The organism is Rhodococcus sp. WAY2 (assembly GCF_009859915.1).
Lineage (GTDB): Bacteria > Actinomycetota > Actinomycetes > Mycobacteriales > Mycobacteriaceae > Rhodococcus_F > Rhodococcus_F oxybenzonivorans.
Window position 1 is genome coordinate 1,393,902 of the sequence record NZ_CP046572.1, and the last position, 15,813, is coordinate 1,409,714.

Annotated in this window: 13 protein-coding genes and 1 pseudogene; 5 read left to right on the forward strand and 9 right to left on the reverse strand. The window is 66.6% G+C overall.

Annotated elements, in window-relative coordinates; genetic code table 11:
* Positions 1 to 164 precede the first annotated feature (164 nt).
* Positions 165 to 2,585, forward strand: a complete 2,421-nt coding sequence (locus GFS60_RS06560; RefSeq protein WP_159919795.1) for an ATP-dependent Clp protease ATP-binding subunit — start codon at positions 165 to 167, stop codon at positions 2,583 to 2,585.
* 265 nt (positions 2,586 to 2,850) lie between these two features.
* Here the strand turns inward: GFS60_RS06560 and GFS60_RS06565 are convergent.
* Positions 2,851 to 3,319, reverse strand: a pseudogene (locus tag GFS60_RS06565) (DIP1984 family protein).
* A 261-nt stretch (positions 3,320 to 3,580) separates the two neighbouring features.
* On the opposite strand from GFS60_RS06565, the gene GFS60_RS06570 reads away from it, so the two are divergent.
* A complete protein-coding gene (locus GFS60_RS06570; RefSeq protein WP_159919797.1) occupies positions 3,581 to 4,366 on the forward strand; it encodes an IclR family transcriptional regulator in 786 nt (261 codons plus the stop codon).
* On the opposite strand, the gene GFS60_RS06575 is transcribed toward GFS60_RS06570, so the two are convergent.
* From GFS60_RS06575 to GFS60_RS06595, 5 genes are read right to left on the reverse strand one after another with little or no spacing between them, the layout of a single operon-like run.
* A complete protein-coding gene (locus GFS60_RS06575; protein WP_159919799.1) occupies positions 4,332 to 5,324 on the reverse strand; it encodes a glycerate kinase in 993 nt (330 codons plus the stop codon). The two genes, GFS60_RS06570 and GFS60_RS06575, sit on opposite strands and share 35 nt — an antisense overlap.
* On the reverse strand, positions 5,321 to 6,316 hold the full coding sequence (locus tag GFS60_RS06580) for a 2-hydroxyacid dehydrogenase (protein ID WP_159919801.1): 996 nt from the start codon (positions 6,314 to 6,316) through the stop codon (positions 5,321 to 5,323). Before GFS60_RS06580 ends, GFS60_RS06575 begins: the two co-directional genes overlap by 4 nt.
* Positions 6,313 to 7,251 carry a hydroxymethylglutaryl-CoA lyase gene (locus tag GFS60_RS06585; protein ID WP_159919803.1) on the reverse strand — a complete coding sequence of 313 codons (939 nt, stop codon included), beginning with the start codon at positions 7,249 to 7,251 and terminating at the stop codon, positions 6,313 to 6,315. The genes GFS60_RS06580 and GFS60_RS06585 overlap by 4 nt, the downstream gene beginning before the upstream one ends.
* A complete protein-coding gene (locus tag GFS60_RS06590) occupies positions 7,248 to 8,501 on the reverse strand; it encodes a CaiB/BaiF CoA transferase family protein (protein ID WP_201453594.1) in 1,254 nt (417 codons plus the stop codon). Before GFS60_RS06590 ends, GFS60_RS06585 begins: the two co-directional genes overlap by 4 nt.
* 25 nt (positions 8,502 to 8,526) lie before the next feature.
* Positions 8,527 to 9,978, reverse strand: coding sequence for a GntP family permease (locus GFS60_RS06595; RefSeq protein ID WP_159919807.1), 1,452 nt, complete (start codon positions 9,976 to 9,978; stop codon positions 8,527 to 8,529).
* A 360-nt stretch (positions 9,979 to 10,338) separates the two neighbouring features.
* On the opposite strand from GFS60_RS06595, the gene GFS60_RS06600 reads away from it, so the two are divergent.
* Entirely contained in the window at positions 10,339 to 11,427 is a 1,089-nt protein-coding gene (locus GFS60_RS06600; protein ID WP_159919809.1) for a 3-deoxy-7-phosphoheptulonate synthase, read from the forward strand.
* A gap of 4 nt (positions 11,428 to 11,431) precedes the next feature.
* Here GFS60_RS06600 and GFS60_RS06605 read toward each other — a convergent pair whose 3' ends face one another.
* Positions 11,432 to 12,079 carry an alpha-ketoglutarate-dependent dioxygenase AlkB gene (locus GFS60_RS06605; RefSeq protein WP_159919811.1) on the reverse strand — a complete coding sequence of 216 codons (648 nt, stop codon included), beginning with the start codon at positions 12,077 to 12,079 and terminating at the stop codon, positions 11,432 to 11,434.
* Positions 12,080 to 12,302: 223 nt separating this feature from the next.
* Here GFS60_RS06605 and GFS60_RS06610 point away from each other — a divergent pair, with 223 nt between their 5' ends.
* Both GFS60_RS06610 and GFS60_RS06615 read left to right on the forward strand, forming a co-directional pair.
* On the forward strand, positions 12,303 to 12,950 hold the full coding sequence (locus GFS60_RS06610; RefSeq protein ID WP_159919813.1) for a LysE family translocator: 648 nt from the start codon (positions 12,303 to 12,305) through the stop codon (positions 12,948 to 12,950).
* A gap of 70 nt (positions 12,951 to 13,020) precedes the next feature.
* Positions 13,021 to 13,446, forward strand: a complete 426-nt coding sequence (locus GFS60_RS06615) for a VOC family protein (RefSeq protein WP_159919815.1) — start codon at positions 13,021 to 13,023, stop codon at positions 13,444 to 13,446.
* Between the two features lie 46 nt (positions 13,447 to 13,492).
* Here GFS60_RS06615 and GFS60_RS06620 read toward each other — a convergent pair whose 3' ends face one another.
* Positions 13,493 to 14,524 (reverse strand): AraC family transcriptional regulator, encoded by a 1,032-nt coding sequence (locus tag GFS60_RS06620; RefSeq protein ID WP_159919817.1) that lies wholly within the window; start codon positions 14,522 to 14,524, stop codon positions 13,493 to 13,495.
* Positions 14,521 to 15,708, reverse strand: a complete 1,188-nt coding sequence (locus GFS60_RS06625) for a pyridoxal phosphate-dependent aminotransferase (RefSeq protein WP_159926927.1) — start codon at positions 15,706 to 15,708, stop codon at positions 14,521 to 14,523. Before GFS60_RS06625 ends, GFS60_RS06620 begins: the two co-directional genes overlap by 4 nt.
* Positions 15,709 to 15,813 lie beyond the last annotated feature (105 nt).

A 15,813-nucleotide genomic window follows, 5' to 3' on the forward strand; every position in this document is an offset into this window, starting at 1 on the left:
GGAAGAGCGGGTCGCTGTCCGGTGTTGTAGGAAGTTCCGCGCGCCGGGCAGCCGTCCCTGCATATGACGGCCATCACAATGAAACGCCCCCCGCTGCGGGAATTGATCGGAGCACTGGCACGTTAGTTGAGTGAGTAACGCTCAACTTCTTAGGAGGCTTCGGAATGCCAGCATTCTTCGGGCCGGAGGGCCCTGGTCGCATCGACATCAGCCGTCTCATGAGCCGCTCCACCCAGGAACTCATGGCAGCGGCCGCGCGGTTCGCCGCCGGTCGCGGTGACTCCGACCTCGATGCACTGCACGTTCTGCGCGTCATGGCTGAACAAGATCCGGCCAAGACGCTGATGCAGCGAGCGGGCGCCGACGTGTCAGCCGTGTCGGACGCCGTGGAACTGCGTCTTCCGCAGGGCCGGAACTCGTCCGGATTCGCCGTGCCGTCGCTGAGCGGTGCGCTCAAGACCGCGCTGCTCGAGGCGCATCAGCTCGCCCGCGCTCTCGGGTCGACGTACATCGATCCCGAGCACCTGTTCCTCGCGCTCGCCGCAGATCAGGACCATGCCGCAGGCCGCCTGCTCGCCTCGGAGGGTGTCACCCCGGAACGTCTACAGACCGCCATCCAAGGCGGGTCGGCCGAGCAGGCGCCGGACTCCGACACTCCCACCCTCGACAAGTACGGTTTCGATCTCACCGAACGTGCCCGCAGCGGCGGCGTCGACCCGGTGATCGGCCGGGCCGACGAGATCGAACAGACCATCGAGATCCTGTCGCGGCGGACCAAGAACAACCCCGTCCTCGTCGGTGAGGCCGGCGTCGGCAAGACGGCGATCGTCGAGGGCCTGGCTCAGCGGATCGTCGACGGCGACGTACCCGACCGTCTGACCGGTAAGCGCATCGTGCAACTCGACCTGTCGAGCATGGTGTCGGGAACCCGATACCGCGGCGACTTCGAGGAACGCCTCACCAAGGTGATCGACGAGATCGTCGCCCACAAGGACGAGTTGATCGTCTTCATCGACGAGGTTCACACCATTGCCGGCGCCGGTGGCGGAGCCGAGGGTGCGATGGATGCCGGAAACATCCTCAAGCCGAAGCTCGCCCGTGGTGAACTGCACATCGTCGGTGCCACCACCCTCGACGAGTACCGCAAGCACATCGAGAAGGATCCGGCGCTCGAACGCCGATTCCAGCCGGTCACGGTGGCGGAGCCGAGCATCGAGGACGCAGTGGCCATTCTGTCGGGTCTCCGCGACCGATACGAAGAGCACCACGGCGTGCGCTACACCGACGACGCCATCACCGCCGCCGTCGAGCTCTCTGCCCGGTATATCGGTGACCGCTTCCTGCCCGACAAGGCGATCGACCTGATCGACCAGGCCGGGGCCCGGTTGCGGCTGCGCATGCCGAGCGTCGACGTGGAGGCTCTGCGGAAGCAGGTGGAGGAGTTGGAACAGGCCAAGAATCAGGCCGTCGCCGACGAGCAGTACGAGAAGGCGTCGGGACTGCGTGACCAGATCACGAAGCTGCAGGCCCGCATCGGTGGCAAGGCCGACGCGTCGGACATCACACCGGACGTGACCGCCGAGCAGATCGCCGAGGTCGTGTCGCGGTCGACGGGTATTCCCGCGAGCCAGATGACCCAGGAGGAGAAGGAACGCCTCCGCCGGCTCGAAGACGAACTGCACCGGCGGGTCATCGGGCAAGACGATGCCGTGCGGGCCATCGCCCGGGCGGTGCGTCGGAGCCGGACCGGTATGAACGATCCCGACCGCCCCGTCGGCAGCTTCCTGTTCCTCGGCCCGACCGGTGTCGGCAAGACCGAACTGGCGAAAGCATTAGCGGCCACCCTGTTCGGTGACGAGAACAAGATGCTGCGACTCGACATGAGCGAGTTCGGTGAACGGCACACAGTCAGTCGCCTGGTGGGTGCCCCTCCCGGCTACGTCGGCTACGGGGAGGCAGGACAGCTCACCGAGCAGGTTCGGCGCAACCCGTACTCGGTGATCCTCCTCGACGAGATCGAGAAGGCGCACCCCGACGTGTTCAACACGCTGCTGCAGGTGCTCGACGACGGGCGGTTGACCGACGGTCAGGGCCGGACGGTGGATTTCAAGAACACCGTTCTGATCATGACCAGCAACCTTGGGTCCGACATCATCTCCAGCAAGTCGGGCGGACTGGGCTTCACCACCGGTGACGCCGAGGCGTCGGAGAAGCCGCTGCGAGACCGGGTGATGGGCCGGCTGCGCGAGTCGATGCGGCCGGAATTCCTCAACCGGATCGACGAGATCGTGATCTTCCGCAAGCTGGACACCGAACAGCTGCACCGGATCACCGACCTACTGTTGGACGACAGCCGGAAGCGGCTCGAGGCCAAGGGCATCGAGATCTCGTTCAGCGACGCCGCGGTGGACTGGATTGCCGAACACGGACACCAGCCCGAGTTCGGGGCACGCCCCCTGCGCCGGTCGATCCAGCGTGCGGTCGACGACCGGATCGCGGACCTGCTGCTCGACGACATTCTGGTCGAGGGTGGCAGTGTGACGGTCGGTGTCAACGACGACGAGCTGGATCTGGTCGTCGGCTGAGCCCGTGTGAGTGGCACAGTATGCTTCGGCGTACTGTGCCACTCACGTGTGTGCTGGGAGCCCCTTACCCGCCCTCGCCGTCTTGGATCGGCACCTGGTGATGAGCTGTGCGTCGTGCGCAGTCACCTGTGCGATGTGCTGGGCTGCATTGTGATCCGGGTGTATGCCCGGGGTGCGCTGCCTACCACGCAGGAGAAGTGGCCGGATTGCCGCCGACCGCGGTGTGTGCCCGCCTCCGAAACGGTTACCTACTGCCCAGAAATATTCAGTCGAGCAGGTCGACCTCCCAGTTCGCTTGCTGCACTCGAAGATCGACTTCTCGGATCTGCCGCGCCAAATCGTCGGCAGTACGCCGCAGATCCCGGACCGGCAACGCCGCGACGAAGACGAGCTCCGAGCGTAATTGTCGGCCGTACCGGGTCCTGCTCACGACCGGAGGCGGCATCCGCGGCGGCGGACACCACCCGGTGCCGGATGCGCAGCATGTCCCGGCGGGCCAGGGCGTCCGTGATGCTCTCATCGCCAAGGGGCGCAGACGTATTGGTTCGATTGATTCTTCGGACGAGGATCTCCAGGCGGTCCAGGACCTCCTCGAGTTCGTCGAGTAGCGCCGCGGCGTCCTCCGCGGGCGACTCGCCCTCTTGGTGTCGCGCATTCGTGAGGATGCGCGATTTCAGGTGCTCCACCCGACGAGTCAGATCGCCGCGTTCCGCCAGTGCCGCTGCTAGTTTCATCTCTACCTCCCCACCCTGTTCGATTGAATGTTCCCCTCGTCTGCGCGAGTGTGCGCCAACGATTTCGAGCGTCGACGGACACGCAGGGTGGAGGGGTCACGACATCGGAGGGGCGCCGATCGAAGCGTGGGGAGCGGATCTCGGTGGGCGCTCATGCGCCTTTCGTCGAGTCGCGATTCAGCATTCTCAACAACCACCACATCTCTGCGCTCGGCGCGAGCATCAATGTCCTCGGTGGGCGATGGCGACTATCGTTGAGGCATGCGAGCGGAAGACGGCGAATTGACCTCCAAGCACCAACCGTTGCTGGTCTTGAGCAAGATCACGGAGATCCTCGATGCGTTCAGCCTGTCGCGTCCGTCGATGACGCTGGGCGAGATCCAGCAGGCGACGGGTCTGCCGACCTCGACAGTCCAGCGGCTCGTCAGCAACCTGGTGGCGCAGGAATTCCTCGACCGGTCCGGCGACCAGATCCGGATCGGCGTGAAGATGGCGTTCTGGGCTGCGACGGCCACCAAGGGACTCGACGTGCTTGCTGTCGTCACGCCGGTGCTGAAGGAGATCCGCGACGCCACCGGCGAGACCGCCAGCTTCTTCCGGGTCGAGCAGGGCTACCGCGTGTGCGTGGCCATCGCGGAGACCGAGCACGCGCTGCGCCGGAACATGTACGTCGGAAAGATCGTCCCCTTGCCCGCGGGATCGGCGGGCCGGGTGTTGCTCGCCTGGAACCCGGAACTCACCGAACATGTCCTCGCCGGCCCCATCGAGCCGATGACCGAGGGCACCGTCACCGACACCGCGGTGCTGCGTGAACTGATTCACCAGGCCCGGGCCGACGGGTACGCCATCACCGCCGGTGAGCGGGAAGACAGCGCATCCGGATTGGCTGCGCCCGTATTCGATTCGTCCGCCGACGTGATCGGTGCCCTCGCGATCAGCGGGCCGACCCTCCGGATGCCGCGCGAACAGTGCGAGAAGTGGGTGGATCTGCTCGTCGGCAGCGCCGAGAAGGTCACCCGGACGCTGGGCGGCCGCTACCCGTCCTGAGCTGGGCCGCAATCGCGCGGCCGGCTTCGTGCATGGCCACGGTGTCCGTGGCGACGAAAACGCCAGCGAACCGGGACCGGTAATCGGCGAGATCGTCGCCCACGGAGCCGACGACGGCGTACACCGGGGTGGTGCGCGCGCGGGCGAGGATCGCGGAGATGATCTTGCCCGCTTTCGTCTGTCCGTCGAGCCGGCCCTCACCGACGACGATCGCCGACGCGTCCGCGGCGAGGGCGTCGAAGCCGGTCACATCGAGGATGTACTCGGCGCCGGAGCGGAGTTCGGCGTCGTACCGTGCCCACATGCCGCCGGAGAACCCGCCTGCCGCGCCGGTGCCGTCGACTTCGGACGGGTCGCGGGGCAGAGCCCGAGCCTTCGCCTCGAGTCGCCGCGTGAGCAGTTGCACAGCTTCCGCGTCGGCACCCTTCTGCGGTCCGAACACCCTGGCGGCGTCGACGTACCGGGTGGTGACGTCGGTCAGCACGGTGACGGAAGCGCCCCGGAGCCCGCCGCCTGCCTCGATGGCGGCGATGGCGCCGGTGCCCCCGTCCGTCGTGGCGGAACCACCGGCCGCGACGACGATGTGCCGGGCACCGCGCCGGGCTGCGTCGGCGACGAGCATCCCGGTGCCGTAGGTGGTGGCGGTGATCGGGTCGCGGGGACCGTCGTGCGGCGTGGTGATCCCGGAGGCTGCGGCGATCTCGATGACCGCCGTCCCGTTTTCGGACAGTCCGTACGTCGGCCGGCACGGACTGCCCCAGGGGTTGCGGGCGCGGGCGACGACCGGGTGCAGTCCGAGGGGGACCGCGAGGACGTCGAGGGTGCCTTCGCCGCCGTCGGCGACCGGCAGCCGGATCGCGGTACTTCCGGACGACTCGACCCCGCCTGCGACGGCGTCGGCGACCTCGCCTGCGGTGTAGGTGCCCTTGAAACTGTCGGGGGCGATCAGAACCGTCATGGGTTCCACGCTTCCGGGTTGACCGGATGTGGGGGGATTCGGTTCTGCGCCATGGCCACAGCGTTCTCCGCGCACAGCCTCGCCATCTCGGCGCGCACCGACACCGTGGCACTGCCGAGGTGGGGGAGCAGCACCGTGTTCGACTGTTCCGCGAGTCCCGGGGCGAGCGCGGGTTCGTCCTCGTAGACGTCCAGCCCGGCGCCGGCGATCTCCCCGGATTTCAGGGCGGCGACGAGGGCGGCTTCGTCGACGACGGGACCGCGGGCCGTGTTGATCAGGATCGCGGAGGGTTTCATCGCCGTCAGCACGCCCGCATCGACCAGGTGGCGGGTCTGCGCGTTGAGGGGCACGTGCAGCGACAGGTAGTCGCTGGTGGCGACGAGGGTGTCCCAGTCGGTGTGGGTGACGAGTCCGGCGAACTCCCCAAGTTCGTCGTCCGTCACCGGCCGGTCGCCGGGAGGCCGGGGGCAGAACTGCACCTGCATCCCGAAGGCCAGTGCCCGTTTCGCGGTCGCCCGCGCGATCCGCCCGAACCCGGCGAGACCAAGCGTGCGCCCCGAAACGTCCTGGCCGAGCAGTAGGTTCGGCTCCCATCCGGTGAACTTTCCGGCGCGGACGAACGTGTCGGCCTCCACGGCACGGCGGGCGGTGGCCATGATCAGCAGCATCGCGACGTCGGCGGTGGCGTCGGTGAGCACCCCCGGTGTGTTGCCGACGAGGATCGAGTTCGCGGTGGCCGCCCCGATGTCGACGTTGTTGAACCCGACCGCGTAGTTGGAGATCCCGCGAATCTTCGCGGCGGCCAGGAGGTCGGCGTCGAAGGAGTCGCGCAGCTGGGACACCACCACGTCGTAGTCCCCCGACACGCACGCGTCCCGTAGTTGCGCGGCGTCGGGCAACGCGTCGGGGACGTGGACGCTGCCCGCGGCGCGCAGCAGCGTGAGACCGGGTTCGGGAATCGGGGTGGTGACATAGAACCGGGCGCCGCTCATCGGCCGCCGCCGATGACCCACTCGAACGCGTTGGCGTTGGAGCGTGCGCCCTGAGCGGCCTTGGACCGATTGGCCTCACCGAGTTCCGCGAGCGTCTTCTCGGACAGTTCCACCAGCGACCCGAAAACGCTGGGGTTCAGCCAGTCCGGGTGGGTGGCGAACAGCAGGTCCTCGCTGGCGGTGTTGCCGCTGGCCCCGGGCGCGAAGGGGCAGCCACCGAGTCCGCCGAGGGCGCCGTCGACGGTCATCGCGCCGGCCGCGACCGCGGCGAGGCTGTTCGCGACCCCCAGACCCCAGGTGTCGTGGCCGTGGAAGACGATGCCACGCTGCGGGGTGTCCAGCCGGACCCGGGAGACGAGCGAGTACACCTCGGCGGGGACGGCCTGGCCGAGGGTGTCGCAGACGACGACGTCGACGGCGCCATGGGCGCGCGGGTCATTGGCGATGTCGATCACCCGCTGCTCGGGCACCCGGCCCTCGAACGGGCAGGTGAACGACGTCGCAATGCACAGTTGGATGCTGCCGCCGACCTGCTGGGCGAGTTCGATCGCCGCCGGCATCGCGGCGAGGCTGTCCTCGGTCGAACGTCCGATGTTCGCCTGGTTGTGGGAATCGGAGGCGGAGAAGCAGTACTGGAAATGGCGTGCACCGGCCGCGGCGGCCTTCTCCACGTGCCGGGGCGTCGCCACCCACACCCAGCAGTGGTCCAGTTCCTCCGGGGTCAGTTCGGAGATCACCTCGACGGTATTCGCCATCGGCGGGACGAGGTCGGGACGGGCCATCGACCCGATCTCGAGCGCGGGCACGCCGAGCTCGAGGAGCCGGCGGGCGATCTCGAGCTTCCGGGCGGTGGGCAGCATCTTTCCCGTCAACTGCAACCCGTCGCGCAGGGTGACGTCGCGGAGCAGGGTGCGTGATTCGAAGGACTGCGTCATGAGAGGCCACCTACTGTGTCGTTGACGAGGGAGTCGATCTGTTCCGGGGTCTTGCCGAGCAATGTTTCCAGGACCTCCCGGGTGTGCTCGCCGAGGTCCGGTCCGACGTTGCGGATGGGCAGCGACGTGCCGCCGATCACCGGGACGATGCCGGGGAAACCGACCTGCTTCGGCTCGGCCTCACCGGTGTCGACAGTGAATTGCTGAATCATGTTGCGGGCGGCGTACTGCTCGTCGCTGCAGATATCGGCGGCGGTGTTGATCGGACCCGACGGCACCCCGGCGGTGTCGAGGATCTTCAGCGCCTCGTCGCGGGAATACTGCGCGGTCCATTCGCCGATCGCTGCGTCGAGTTCGTCGCGTCGCTCCCAGCGGCCCGCGTTGGTCTGCAGACCCGGGTCGGCGCCGAGGTCGGGGCGGCCGATCGTGTCCATGTAGCGCTGGAAGATGGCGTCACCATTGCCCGCGATGATGATGCTGTTGCCGTCGTTGCAGAGGTACGCGTTCGACGGGGCGATGCCTTCCATCCGTCCACCGACACGCTCGCGTTTGACGCCGTACGCGAGGTAGTCGGGGATCAGCGACTCCATCATCGACAGGATCGACTCGTTGAGCGCGACGTCGATGATCCGATGCGGCAGGGACGGGCCCGGCGTTCCGGCGACTTTCGCAGCCTCCCGCTGGAACAGGGCCATCACCGCCCCGAACGCCGCGTAGAGGCCGGCGATCGAGTCGCCGATCGACACCCCTACCCGCACCGGTGGCCGGTCCGGGTCGCCGACGAGTTCGCGGAATCCGCCCGCGGCCTCCGCGACCGCGGCGAACCCCGGCCGCTGCGACATCGGCCCGGTCTGCCCGAACGCCGAGATGCGGGTGATCACCAGGTCCGGGTTGGCCGCGTTCAACGCCTCCGGTCCGATGCCCCACTTCTCGAGGGTGCCGGGCCGGAAGTTCTCCAGCAGGATGTCGCACTTGGCGGCGAGGTCGAGGACGAGCTGCCTGCCTTCCTCGGTCCGCAGGTCCAGCACGATCGACTTCTTGTTGCGGTTGATCGTGCGGTACAGCATCGAGGTGTCACCGGAGTAGAGGCGCCAGTTGCGCAGTTCGTCACCGGTTTTCGGACGCTCCACTTTGATGACCTCGGCCCCGAAGTCGGCGAGCATGCGTCCCGCGGTCGGGGCGGCGATGTAGTTACCCAGCTCGAGTACTCGTACGCCGTCGAGGGGGCGGATCGTGTTTTCAGACATGATGTTCCTTCAGGGGTGCGAGGGGCGGTCAGAAGAACAGGCTCATCGGAAGGATGAGCAGGATGGCGACCACCGACGCCACCGATACTCCTACGGAGCACGTCTTCAGAGTGCCACGTGTGGTCTGCCCCATGAGGGATTGCAGAAGCCAGAAGGTGTTGCTTGTGACGTGCACGGCGAACAGTGAACCGGCACCGGCCGCCAGCGCGATCAGGACGGGATCGAGGCCGATGATCGGTGCGACGGGGGCGAGGACGCCGGCGGCGGTAATCGCGGAGATCGTCACCGAGCCGACCGCGATGTGCAGGGCAGCGGCCATCACCCACACCATGAGCAGCGGGGCGGCGTGGTTGGCGGCGAAGTACTGACCGAGAATGTCCCCGAGTCCGACGGCCGCGATAGTGGCGGCGAGCGAGCCACCGACTCCGGTGAGAATTAGGATCTGGCCGCTTTCGCTGAAGCCACTGGCGATTGCCTTCTGCACGCGATGCTGGCCGATGGTGAGCCGTCCGATGAAACTGGTGCCGATCAGACCGATCAACAAAGCGATGAGCGGTTCGGACACGAAGTCGATAACCGGATTGCTGACTTCGGCGATATCCAGAATGGCGCCGGTCGCGATGAGTAGAAGTGACACGAGCAGCGGAGCGAGCAGGACGATGAGCCGGCCCTCGTGCCGGGTCACGACATCTTTGTCCGTGGTCGGGCGCAGGCTGGTGCTGGTCCGCTCGGCCTGGGCGACGCTGCGACCGGGCACGGGCCGCGGGCTCGAGGCACCCACGCCGCCATCGGGAGTCGCGTCCTCTTCCTCGTCGTCCACCACCGTCTGATGGAAGTGCTCCTCGTCCTTCTCCGGGTTCCACCAACCGTGGGTGAACAGGAACGACATGATCGCCACCGAGATCGCCACCGTCGGGATCACCAGGATCAACCCGAAGATCAGCATCTTGCCGAGCGGCACACCGAGAAGTCCGGCGAGCGCCAGCGCGCCCACACCCGGGACCATGAACACGATCCCGCACTCGAGCCCGATCGCCAGCGCAGTGGCCATCCGCGCGGTGCCCATCCGGCCGATCTTCGGGGCGAGGTTACGTGCGAGCGGTGCGGAGATGACCAGCAGGACGTCGAGAAAGATGGACTGCAGCAGAGTCGCGATGGTCAGCGACAGCGCGTAGGGCATCCGCTTGGGACCGAAGACCCGCAGCAGCGTCCCCACCAGACGTTGGATCGCACCCATTTCCCGCAGCATGGCGCCCATCAGGACGCCGAAGGAGATAAGCAACCCCACTTCGGCCATGATGTCGCCGAAACCGGTGGCGATCGTCTCCACCGTCTTTACCGTTCCGAGCCCGGAAGTAAGGCCGAGATAGGCGGATCCCACGACCAGCGACACCACCGGGTTGAACTTGAAACGCACGATCATCAGCACCACGGCCGACACGGCGATCGCAGTGTTGATCAGGATTGCGAGGTCTGACATTGACGCGTCCTAACGAGGAGGCGGATAGTGACTACAGTCACAAGGTCACTCATATTATGAACACAGACTCACGATATAAGCAACGGGCCTCCGGCCCCCGTGCGCCTTTCTGGTCGTTCCGGCAACCAGAAAGACGCACGAGGCCGGAGGCCCTTAGGGGTGGGTGTGGCGCCGATCGGGGGCGGCCGCTACTGTGGGCGCCATGCAGCGCGTGTATTTCTGGTTTAGCAGGCCGGCCCCGGGTGGGTCGGTCGGCGTAACCACGCGCTGATCACTTCCACCCCAGAGCCGGATTACAGACCGGCTCGCGGGATTCTTCACAGTCTTCGAGGGTCGGCCTGAGAACAGGAACCCCACCCCATGACTGTCACTCTCGACACCGCGTCCCATGCTGATCGCCTCGACGACCAGCGCACAGTGAGCATCAGCCCCCTGGTGGCCCCCTCTGTCGTGCGCCGTGAATTCGCGCCCGACGATGTCGCGGCTGCGACTGTGCGTAGCGGCCGCGCCGACACGGTGAACGTGCTGAACGGCGACGACGACCGCCTACTCGTCGTGGTCGGCCCGTGCTCGGTGCACGATCCGGCGGCTGCAATGGACTACGCCCGCCGACTCGCCGCGAAGGCGGAGGAACTGCGGGACGATCTGCACATCGTCATGCGTGTCTACTTCGAGAAGCCGCGCACGACCCTGGGATGGAAGGGCCTGCTCAACGACCCGCATCTGGACGGCACCTTCGACATCGACACCGGTCTGCGGATGGGGCGGAAACTGCTGCTCGACGTGTCCTCGCTCGGGCTTCCCGTCGGATGCGAATTCCTCGACCCGATCATGCCCCAGTACATTGCCGACCTGGTCACCTACGGCGCAATCGGTGCGCGCACCGCCGCCAGCCAGGTGCATCGACAGCTCTGCAGCGCGCTGTCGATGCCGGTAGGTATCAAGAACTCCACGGAGGGTGACGTGCAGGTGGCGGTCGACGGGACAAGGGCCGCGGCGGCGAGTCATGTGTTCCCCGGCACGGATCTGGACGGTCAGGCCGCTCTGATCCGAACGATGGGCAACCCCGACTGCCATGTGATCTTGCGTGGCGGAACCGACGGACCCAACTATGACTCGGAGACGGTGTCCGACACACTCGCCCGGCTGCGGAAGTCGGGACTGTCCGAGCGGGTCGTGATCGATGCGAGCCACGGCAACAGCAGCAAGAATCACGAGAAGCAGGTGGAGGTGGTCGGCGACATCGCCGCGCGGCTCGAGGCGGGCGAACGCGGCGTCGTCGGCGTCATGATCGAGAGCTTCATCGAGGCCGGCCGTCAGGACCTCACCCTGGGCCGCGCCGAGGACCTCACCTACGGGCAGTCCATCACCGACGCCTGCATCGACTGGGACACCACCGCCGCGCAGCTCGACCGGTTGGCGCAGGCGGTCGCGGCCCGGCGGGGGTGAGCAATCATCGGACTCCTCGCATGCGGAACTGGACGCTGATGCGTGGACCCACCGGGCGGCTGCTCTTCGGTACGCAATGCTCCCAGGTGCGTTGGCAGGATCCACCCATCACCAGTAGGTCGCCGTGCCCGAGCGAGTACCGGATCGACTGCCCTCCACCGCGCGGCCGCAGCAACAACGGTCGCGCGGTGCCGAGGGAGAGGATGGCCACCAACGTGTCCTCGGTGCGGCTACGGCCGGTGTCGTCGCCGTGCCAGGCCACGCTGTCGGAGCCACCCCTGTAGAAGCAGAGACCCGAGGTCACGAACTTTTCTCCCAGTTCAGGCAGGTAATGCGTGCACAACGCCTCGCGCGCCGCGACCAGGAGTGGATCGGGAAGCGGTTCGTTCTCCCCGTAGAAGCGGACGAGGCGCGGAACGTCGACCACGCGGTCGTACATCTGCCTGCGCTCTGCCCGCCACGGAACGGTGTCGACGAGCTCGGTGAACAGCTCGTCGGAGCCCGTCATCCAGCCGGGGCGCACGTCGACCCAGGCGCCGGCAGTGAGGGTCCGGCGAGTGACCGTCGATCCGAGTTCGCCCAGTTCGACACCGCCCGACGCGTCGTCGAACAGCGAAGCTTGGAGCGCGTACCGCGCGTCCGCGGGGGTCATGCAGTCATACTACCTCGAGGTTCGAACGTATGTTCCCATTATTTTCGGGCGTAGTGATGACCGCGCAGACGCACCCGATTTCTGTAGCTGCACTACTTTTCGGGCCCTAAAAGGAGTGCGGCTGCGAAGAAGGGGTGCGTCTGTCTAAAAAGAGCGCGGCACCGGTCCACCGAGGCCGGACTGGACCGTGACGGCGAGGGGCGCTGGTGGGATCGTCACGACCATGATCGATTCGACGGCAATACTCGGGGTGGCGGCGATCGCGCTCGGATTGGTACTGACGCCGGGACCCAACATGCTGTACCTGGTCTCGCGCAGCATCACTCAGGGCCGAGGAGCAGGTTTGATATCGCTGGGCGGAGTCGCGATCGGATTTCTGGTGTATCTGGCAGCGACGACGCTGGGGATTTCGGCGGTATTCTCTGCGGTTCCGCAGGCATACACGGCAGTGAAACTGGCAGGTGCATGTTACCTCGGCTGGCTGGCGTGGCAGGCGCTCCGGCCGGGCTCGGGTACACCGTTCGCCCCGAGGCAGACACTGCCGCGCGATTCGCCGGCCAGCCTGTTCACGATGGGACTCACCACGAACTTGCTCAATCCCAAGATCGCGGTGATGTACCTGGCGTTGATTCCGCAGTTCGTCGACTCCGACTCCGGACCGGTGTGGTCGCAAAGTCTGCTGCTGGGAAGTGTCCAGATTGTCGTCGCGGTGGTCGTCAATGCCGCAATCGTCTGCCTTGCAGCGTCTGTCGCCGGCTTCCTGCAGGGACGGCCACGGTGGATCCGCGCTCAGAAACTGACGATGGGCAGTGTGCTGGGCGGGCTCGCGGTACATCTTGCGTTCGATCGGGGTCGCCCCACGGTGGTCTGACGTCCGTCGTACAACTCCCGCGGCGTCGTACTCGCTTCAACCTGTCGGTACCTCGCTATACCGTCGGAACATGGGATACGAATTTCAGGTCACCGTCGATTCGGAAAACCCGCACAGCCTCGCGAAGTGGTGGGCGCAGACGCTCGGTTGGGAGGTGGAGCCGAGCAACGAGGAATTCATCCGCGGACTGGTGCAGGCCGGTCACGCGAAAGAGTCCGACACCATGATCTTTGAAGGTGTTCTCGTCTGGCGGGAGGGTGCCGCCATTCGGGATCCGGCGCATTCGGAGCGGCCACGGGTGCTGTTCCAACTCGTTCCCGAGTCGAAGACGGTGAAGAACCGCCTGCATCTCGACCTGCGGGTGGGCGACGGGCGAGAAGACCTCGCCAGGAAACTGGAGGAATCCGGCGCGAAGGTGCTCCACCGGGGACGGCAGGGTCCGAACGAGTGGATCACCATGGCCGATCCGGAGGGCAACGAGTTCTGCCTCGCCTGACCGAGCAAGCCGAAAACGCAGTGGGCAGAAAACGCAGTAGCCGAGGTCAGCGGTACGCGCTGGGAGTGGTGCCGGTCCACCGCTTGAAGGCGCGCCGGAATGCGCTGGGCTCGGAGAATCCCAGGCGTGCGGACAGATCGTCGACCGTCTCACCGCGTCGCAGACCCGCGACTGCGGCGTCGCGCAGAACCTCCTCGCGGAGCTGATTGAGCGAGGTGCCGTCCTGCCGGAGTAGGCGCCGTAGGTGGGGCACGCTGATCGACAGCATCTCCGCGATTTCCTCGGCGGTGGACGTGCGGCCCTTCATGCCCAATTCCAGCACCCGCCGCACCTGGGATGACGCCGTGCTGTCGTAGTCGCGCTCGGACATCAGCAACGTCGGCGATTCGCGGAGGTACTCCTCGAGCGTGTCCTCGGTCTGGATGATCGGCAGCCGCAGCACTGCATTGTCGAATTCGATTGCGGGAATTGCGCAGTCGAACGTGACAGGGACACCGAAGATGTGGTCGTAGTTTTCGGCGAGGCGTGGAAGCGGTGCGGGGTACGGCATGTCGACGGCGAGCAACCGGACGCGCTTACCCACCAACCACGCTGCGAACCGGTGCAGGAGAATGAGGAGGAAGTCGGTGGTGACGCGCGCCGCCTCGAGAGACAACTGTGCATCCTCGGCCGACTGGACCTTCGCGCCGGGACGGATATCGAGCGTCATGCGCGTTCCGCCGTGGTTGCCGGGGACGATGTGGAGAGCGGGAAGTGAGGGCAACGCCCGGAGAATGTCTGCCATCCGCTCGAGCGCGGCAGAGAGGTCGGCGGTGTGGATCAACGCCAGACACACCAGCCGAAAGGTGCCGCGCGGCACCGGAGCCGGTCCGAGACCGAACAGTTCGTCGCCCGTGATCTGCCAGACCGCTTGCGTGAACGCGGTGACCTGGGTCGGTGTGAGCCTGGCCAATGGATCCTGCAGCGATGCCGCGGTGATCCCTGCGACGGATAAAGCGGGGGAGAGGTCGACGCCGCTGCGAGCCGACAGTTCCAGTGATCGCCGGACGAAGTCGGCGGGGATGGTGCGAGCAGTCACGAGCCAGGCTTTCCGAGAGTCCGCAATCGCCGTGCGGCCTCGGCGAGCACGTGGTCCTGTTTGCAGAAGGCGAAGCGAACCAAGGGCTTCCACTGCTCGGGGTGGTCGGTGAACACGCTGACCGGCACACCGGCGACACCGATCCGCGCCGGAAGATCGCGACAGAACTCGATACCGTCGTGCTCGCCGATCCCCGTGATGTCGGCGCAGAGGTAGTACGTGCCCCCGCCGGAACGGACTTCGAGGCCGGCCGCCACGAGAGCGTCGTAAAGAACGTCCCTCTTCGTTTGCAAGCTGTCGCGTAGTTGTGTCACCCACTGCTGTTCGTGCGTCAGCGCGTGAGCCACCGCCGGCTGGAACGGGCCGCCGCCCACGAACGACATGTACTGCTTCGCGGTGCGCACGGCGTCGATCAGTTCGGCGGGTCCGCATGCCCAGCCGATCTTCCAACCGGTGACGTTGAACGTCTTGGCGGCACTCGACACGCTGACCGTGCGTTCGTACATCCCGGGGAGGGTGGCGACGGCGGTATGGGTCCGGCCGTCGAAGACCAGGTGTTCGTAGACCTCGTCACTGAGGACCAGCAGGTCGTGCTCGCAGGCCAGGCGAGCGATGGCCTCGAGTTCTTCGCGGGTGAACACCGTGCCGGTGGGATTGTGCGGTGTGTTGAGCACCAGCATCCGGGTCTTACTCGTGACTGCATCCCGGAGTCCGTCGAGGTCGACGGCGAAGCTTTCGCCCGCGGGAACGAGGGGCACGGTGCGGCGCACCGCGCCCGCCAGCGCGACGGAGGCCGCATAGGAGTCGTAGTACGGCTCGATCAACACCACCTCCTCGCCGGGCTCCACGAGACCGAGAATTGCCGCGCTGATCGCCTCCGTGGCGCCAACGGTGATCAGCACCTCGGAGTCCGGGTCGTGGTCGAGGCCGTAGCGAGCCAGCCGGTCGGCGGCCACCGCACGCCGCAACACGGGCATTCCGGGCCCGGGCGGGTACTGGTTGAGGCCGTCGGCGATGGCCGCTCGCGCGGTGTCGAGCATCGACGACGGCCCATCAGTGTCGGGGAAACCCTGACCGAGGTTGATGGCGTCGTGTTCCACCGCGAGTGCGGTCATCTCGGCGAAGATGGTCGACGCGAACGGCTGCAGGCGCGAGACGGTTCGATTACGCGGCGTAGCCGACAGGCGATTGCGCGGCGTTTCGGGCATTACTGCAGCGTAGTCGGTGTGCCACAGAACCTCGCACACGGCCGTGTCACGTTCTGCGGGGCTGTCTCGTCTTCTCTGTAG

Excerpts from the sequence above, each read along its gene's own strand:
- GFS60_RS06560 (WP_159919795.1), top strand. The coding sequence starts at position 165 with ATGCCAGCATTCTTCGGGCCGGAGGGCCCTGGTCGCATCGACATCAGC.
- GFS60_RS06570 (WP_159919797.1), top strand. The coding sequence starts at position 3,581 with ATGCGAGCGGAAGACGGCGAATTGACCTCCAAGCACCAACCGTTGCTG.
- GFS60_RS06575 (WP_159919799.1), bottom strand. The coding sequence starts at position 5,324 with ATGACGGTTCTGATCGCCCCCGACAGTTTCAAGGGCACCTACACCGCA.
- GFS60_RS06580 (WP_159919801.1), bottom strand. The coding sequence starts at position 6,316 with ATGAGCGGCGCCCGGTTCTATGTCACCACCCCGATTCCCGAACCCGGT.
- GFS60_RS06585 (WP_159919803.1), bottom strand. The coding sequence starts at position 7,251 with ATGACGCAGTCCTTCGAATCACGCACCCTGCTCCGCGACGTCACCCTG.
- GFS60_RS06595 (WP_159919807.1), bottom strand. The coding sequence starts at position 9,978 with ATGTCAGACCTCGCAATCCTGATCAACACTGCGATCGCCGTGTCGGCC.
- GFS60_RS06600 (WP_159919809.1), top strand. The coding sequence starts at position 10,339 with ATGACTGTCACTCTCGACACCGCGTCCCATGCTGATCGCCTCGACGAC.
- GFS60_RS06605 (WP_159919811.1), bottom strand. The coding sequence starts at position 12,079 with ATGACCCCCGCGGACGCGCGGTACGCGCTCCAAGCTTCGCTGTTCGAC.
- GFS60_RS06610 (WP_159919813.1), top strand. The coding sequence starts at position 12,303 with ATGATCGATTCGACGGCAATACTCGGGGTGGCGGCGATCGCGCTCGGA.
- GFS60_RS06615 (WP_159919815.1), top strand. The coding sequence starts at position 13,021 with ATGGGATACGAATTTCAGGTCACCGTCGATTCGGAAAACCCGCACAGC.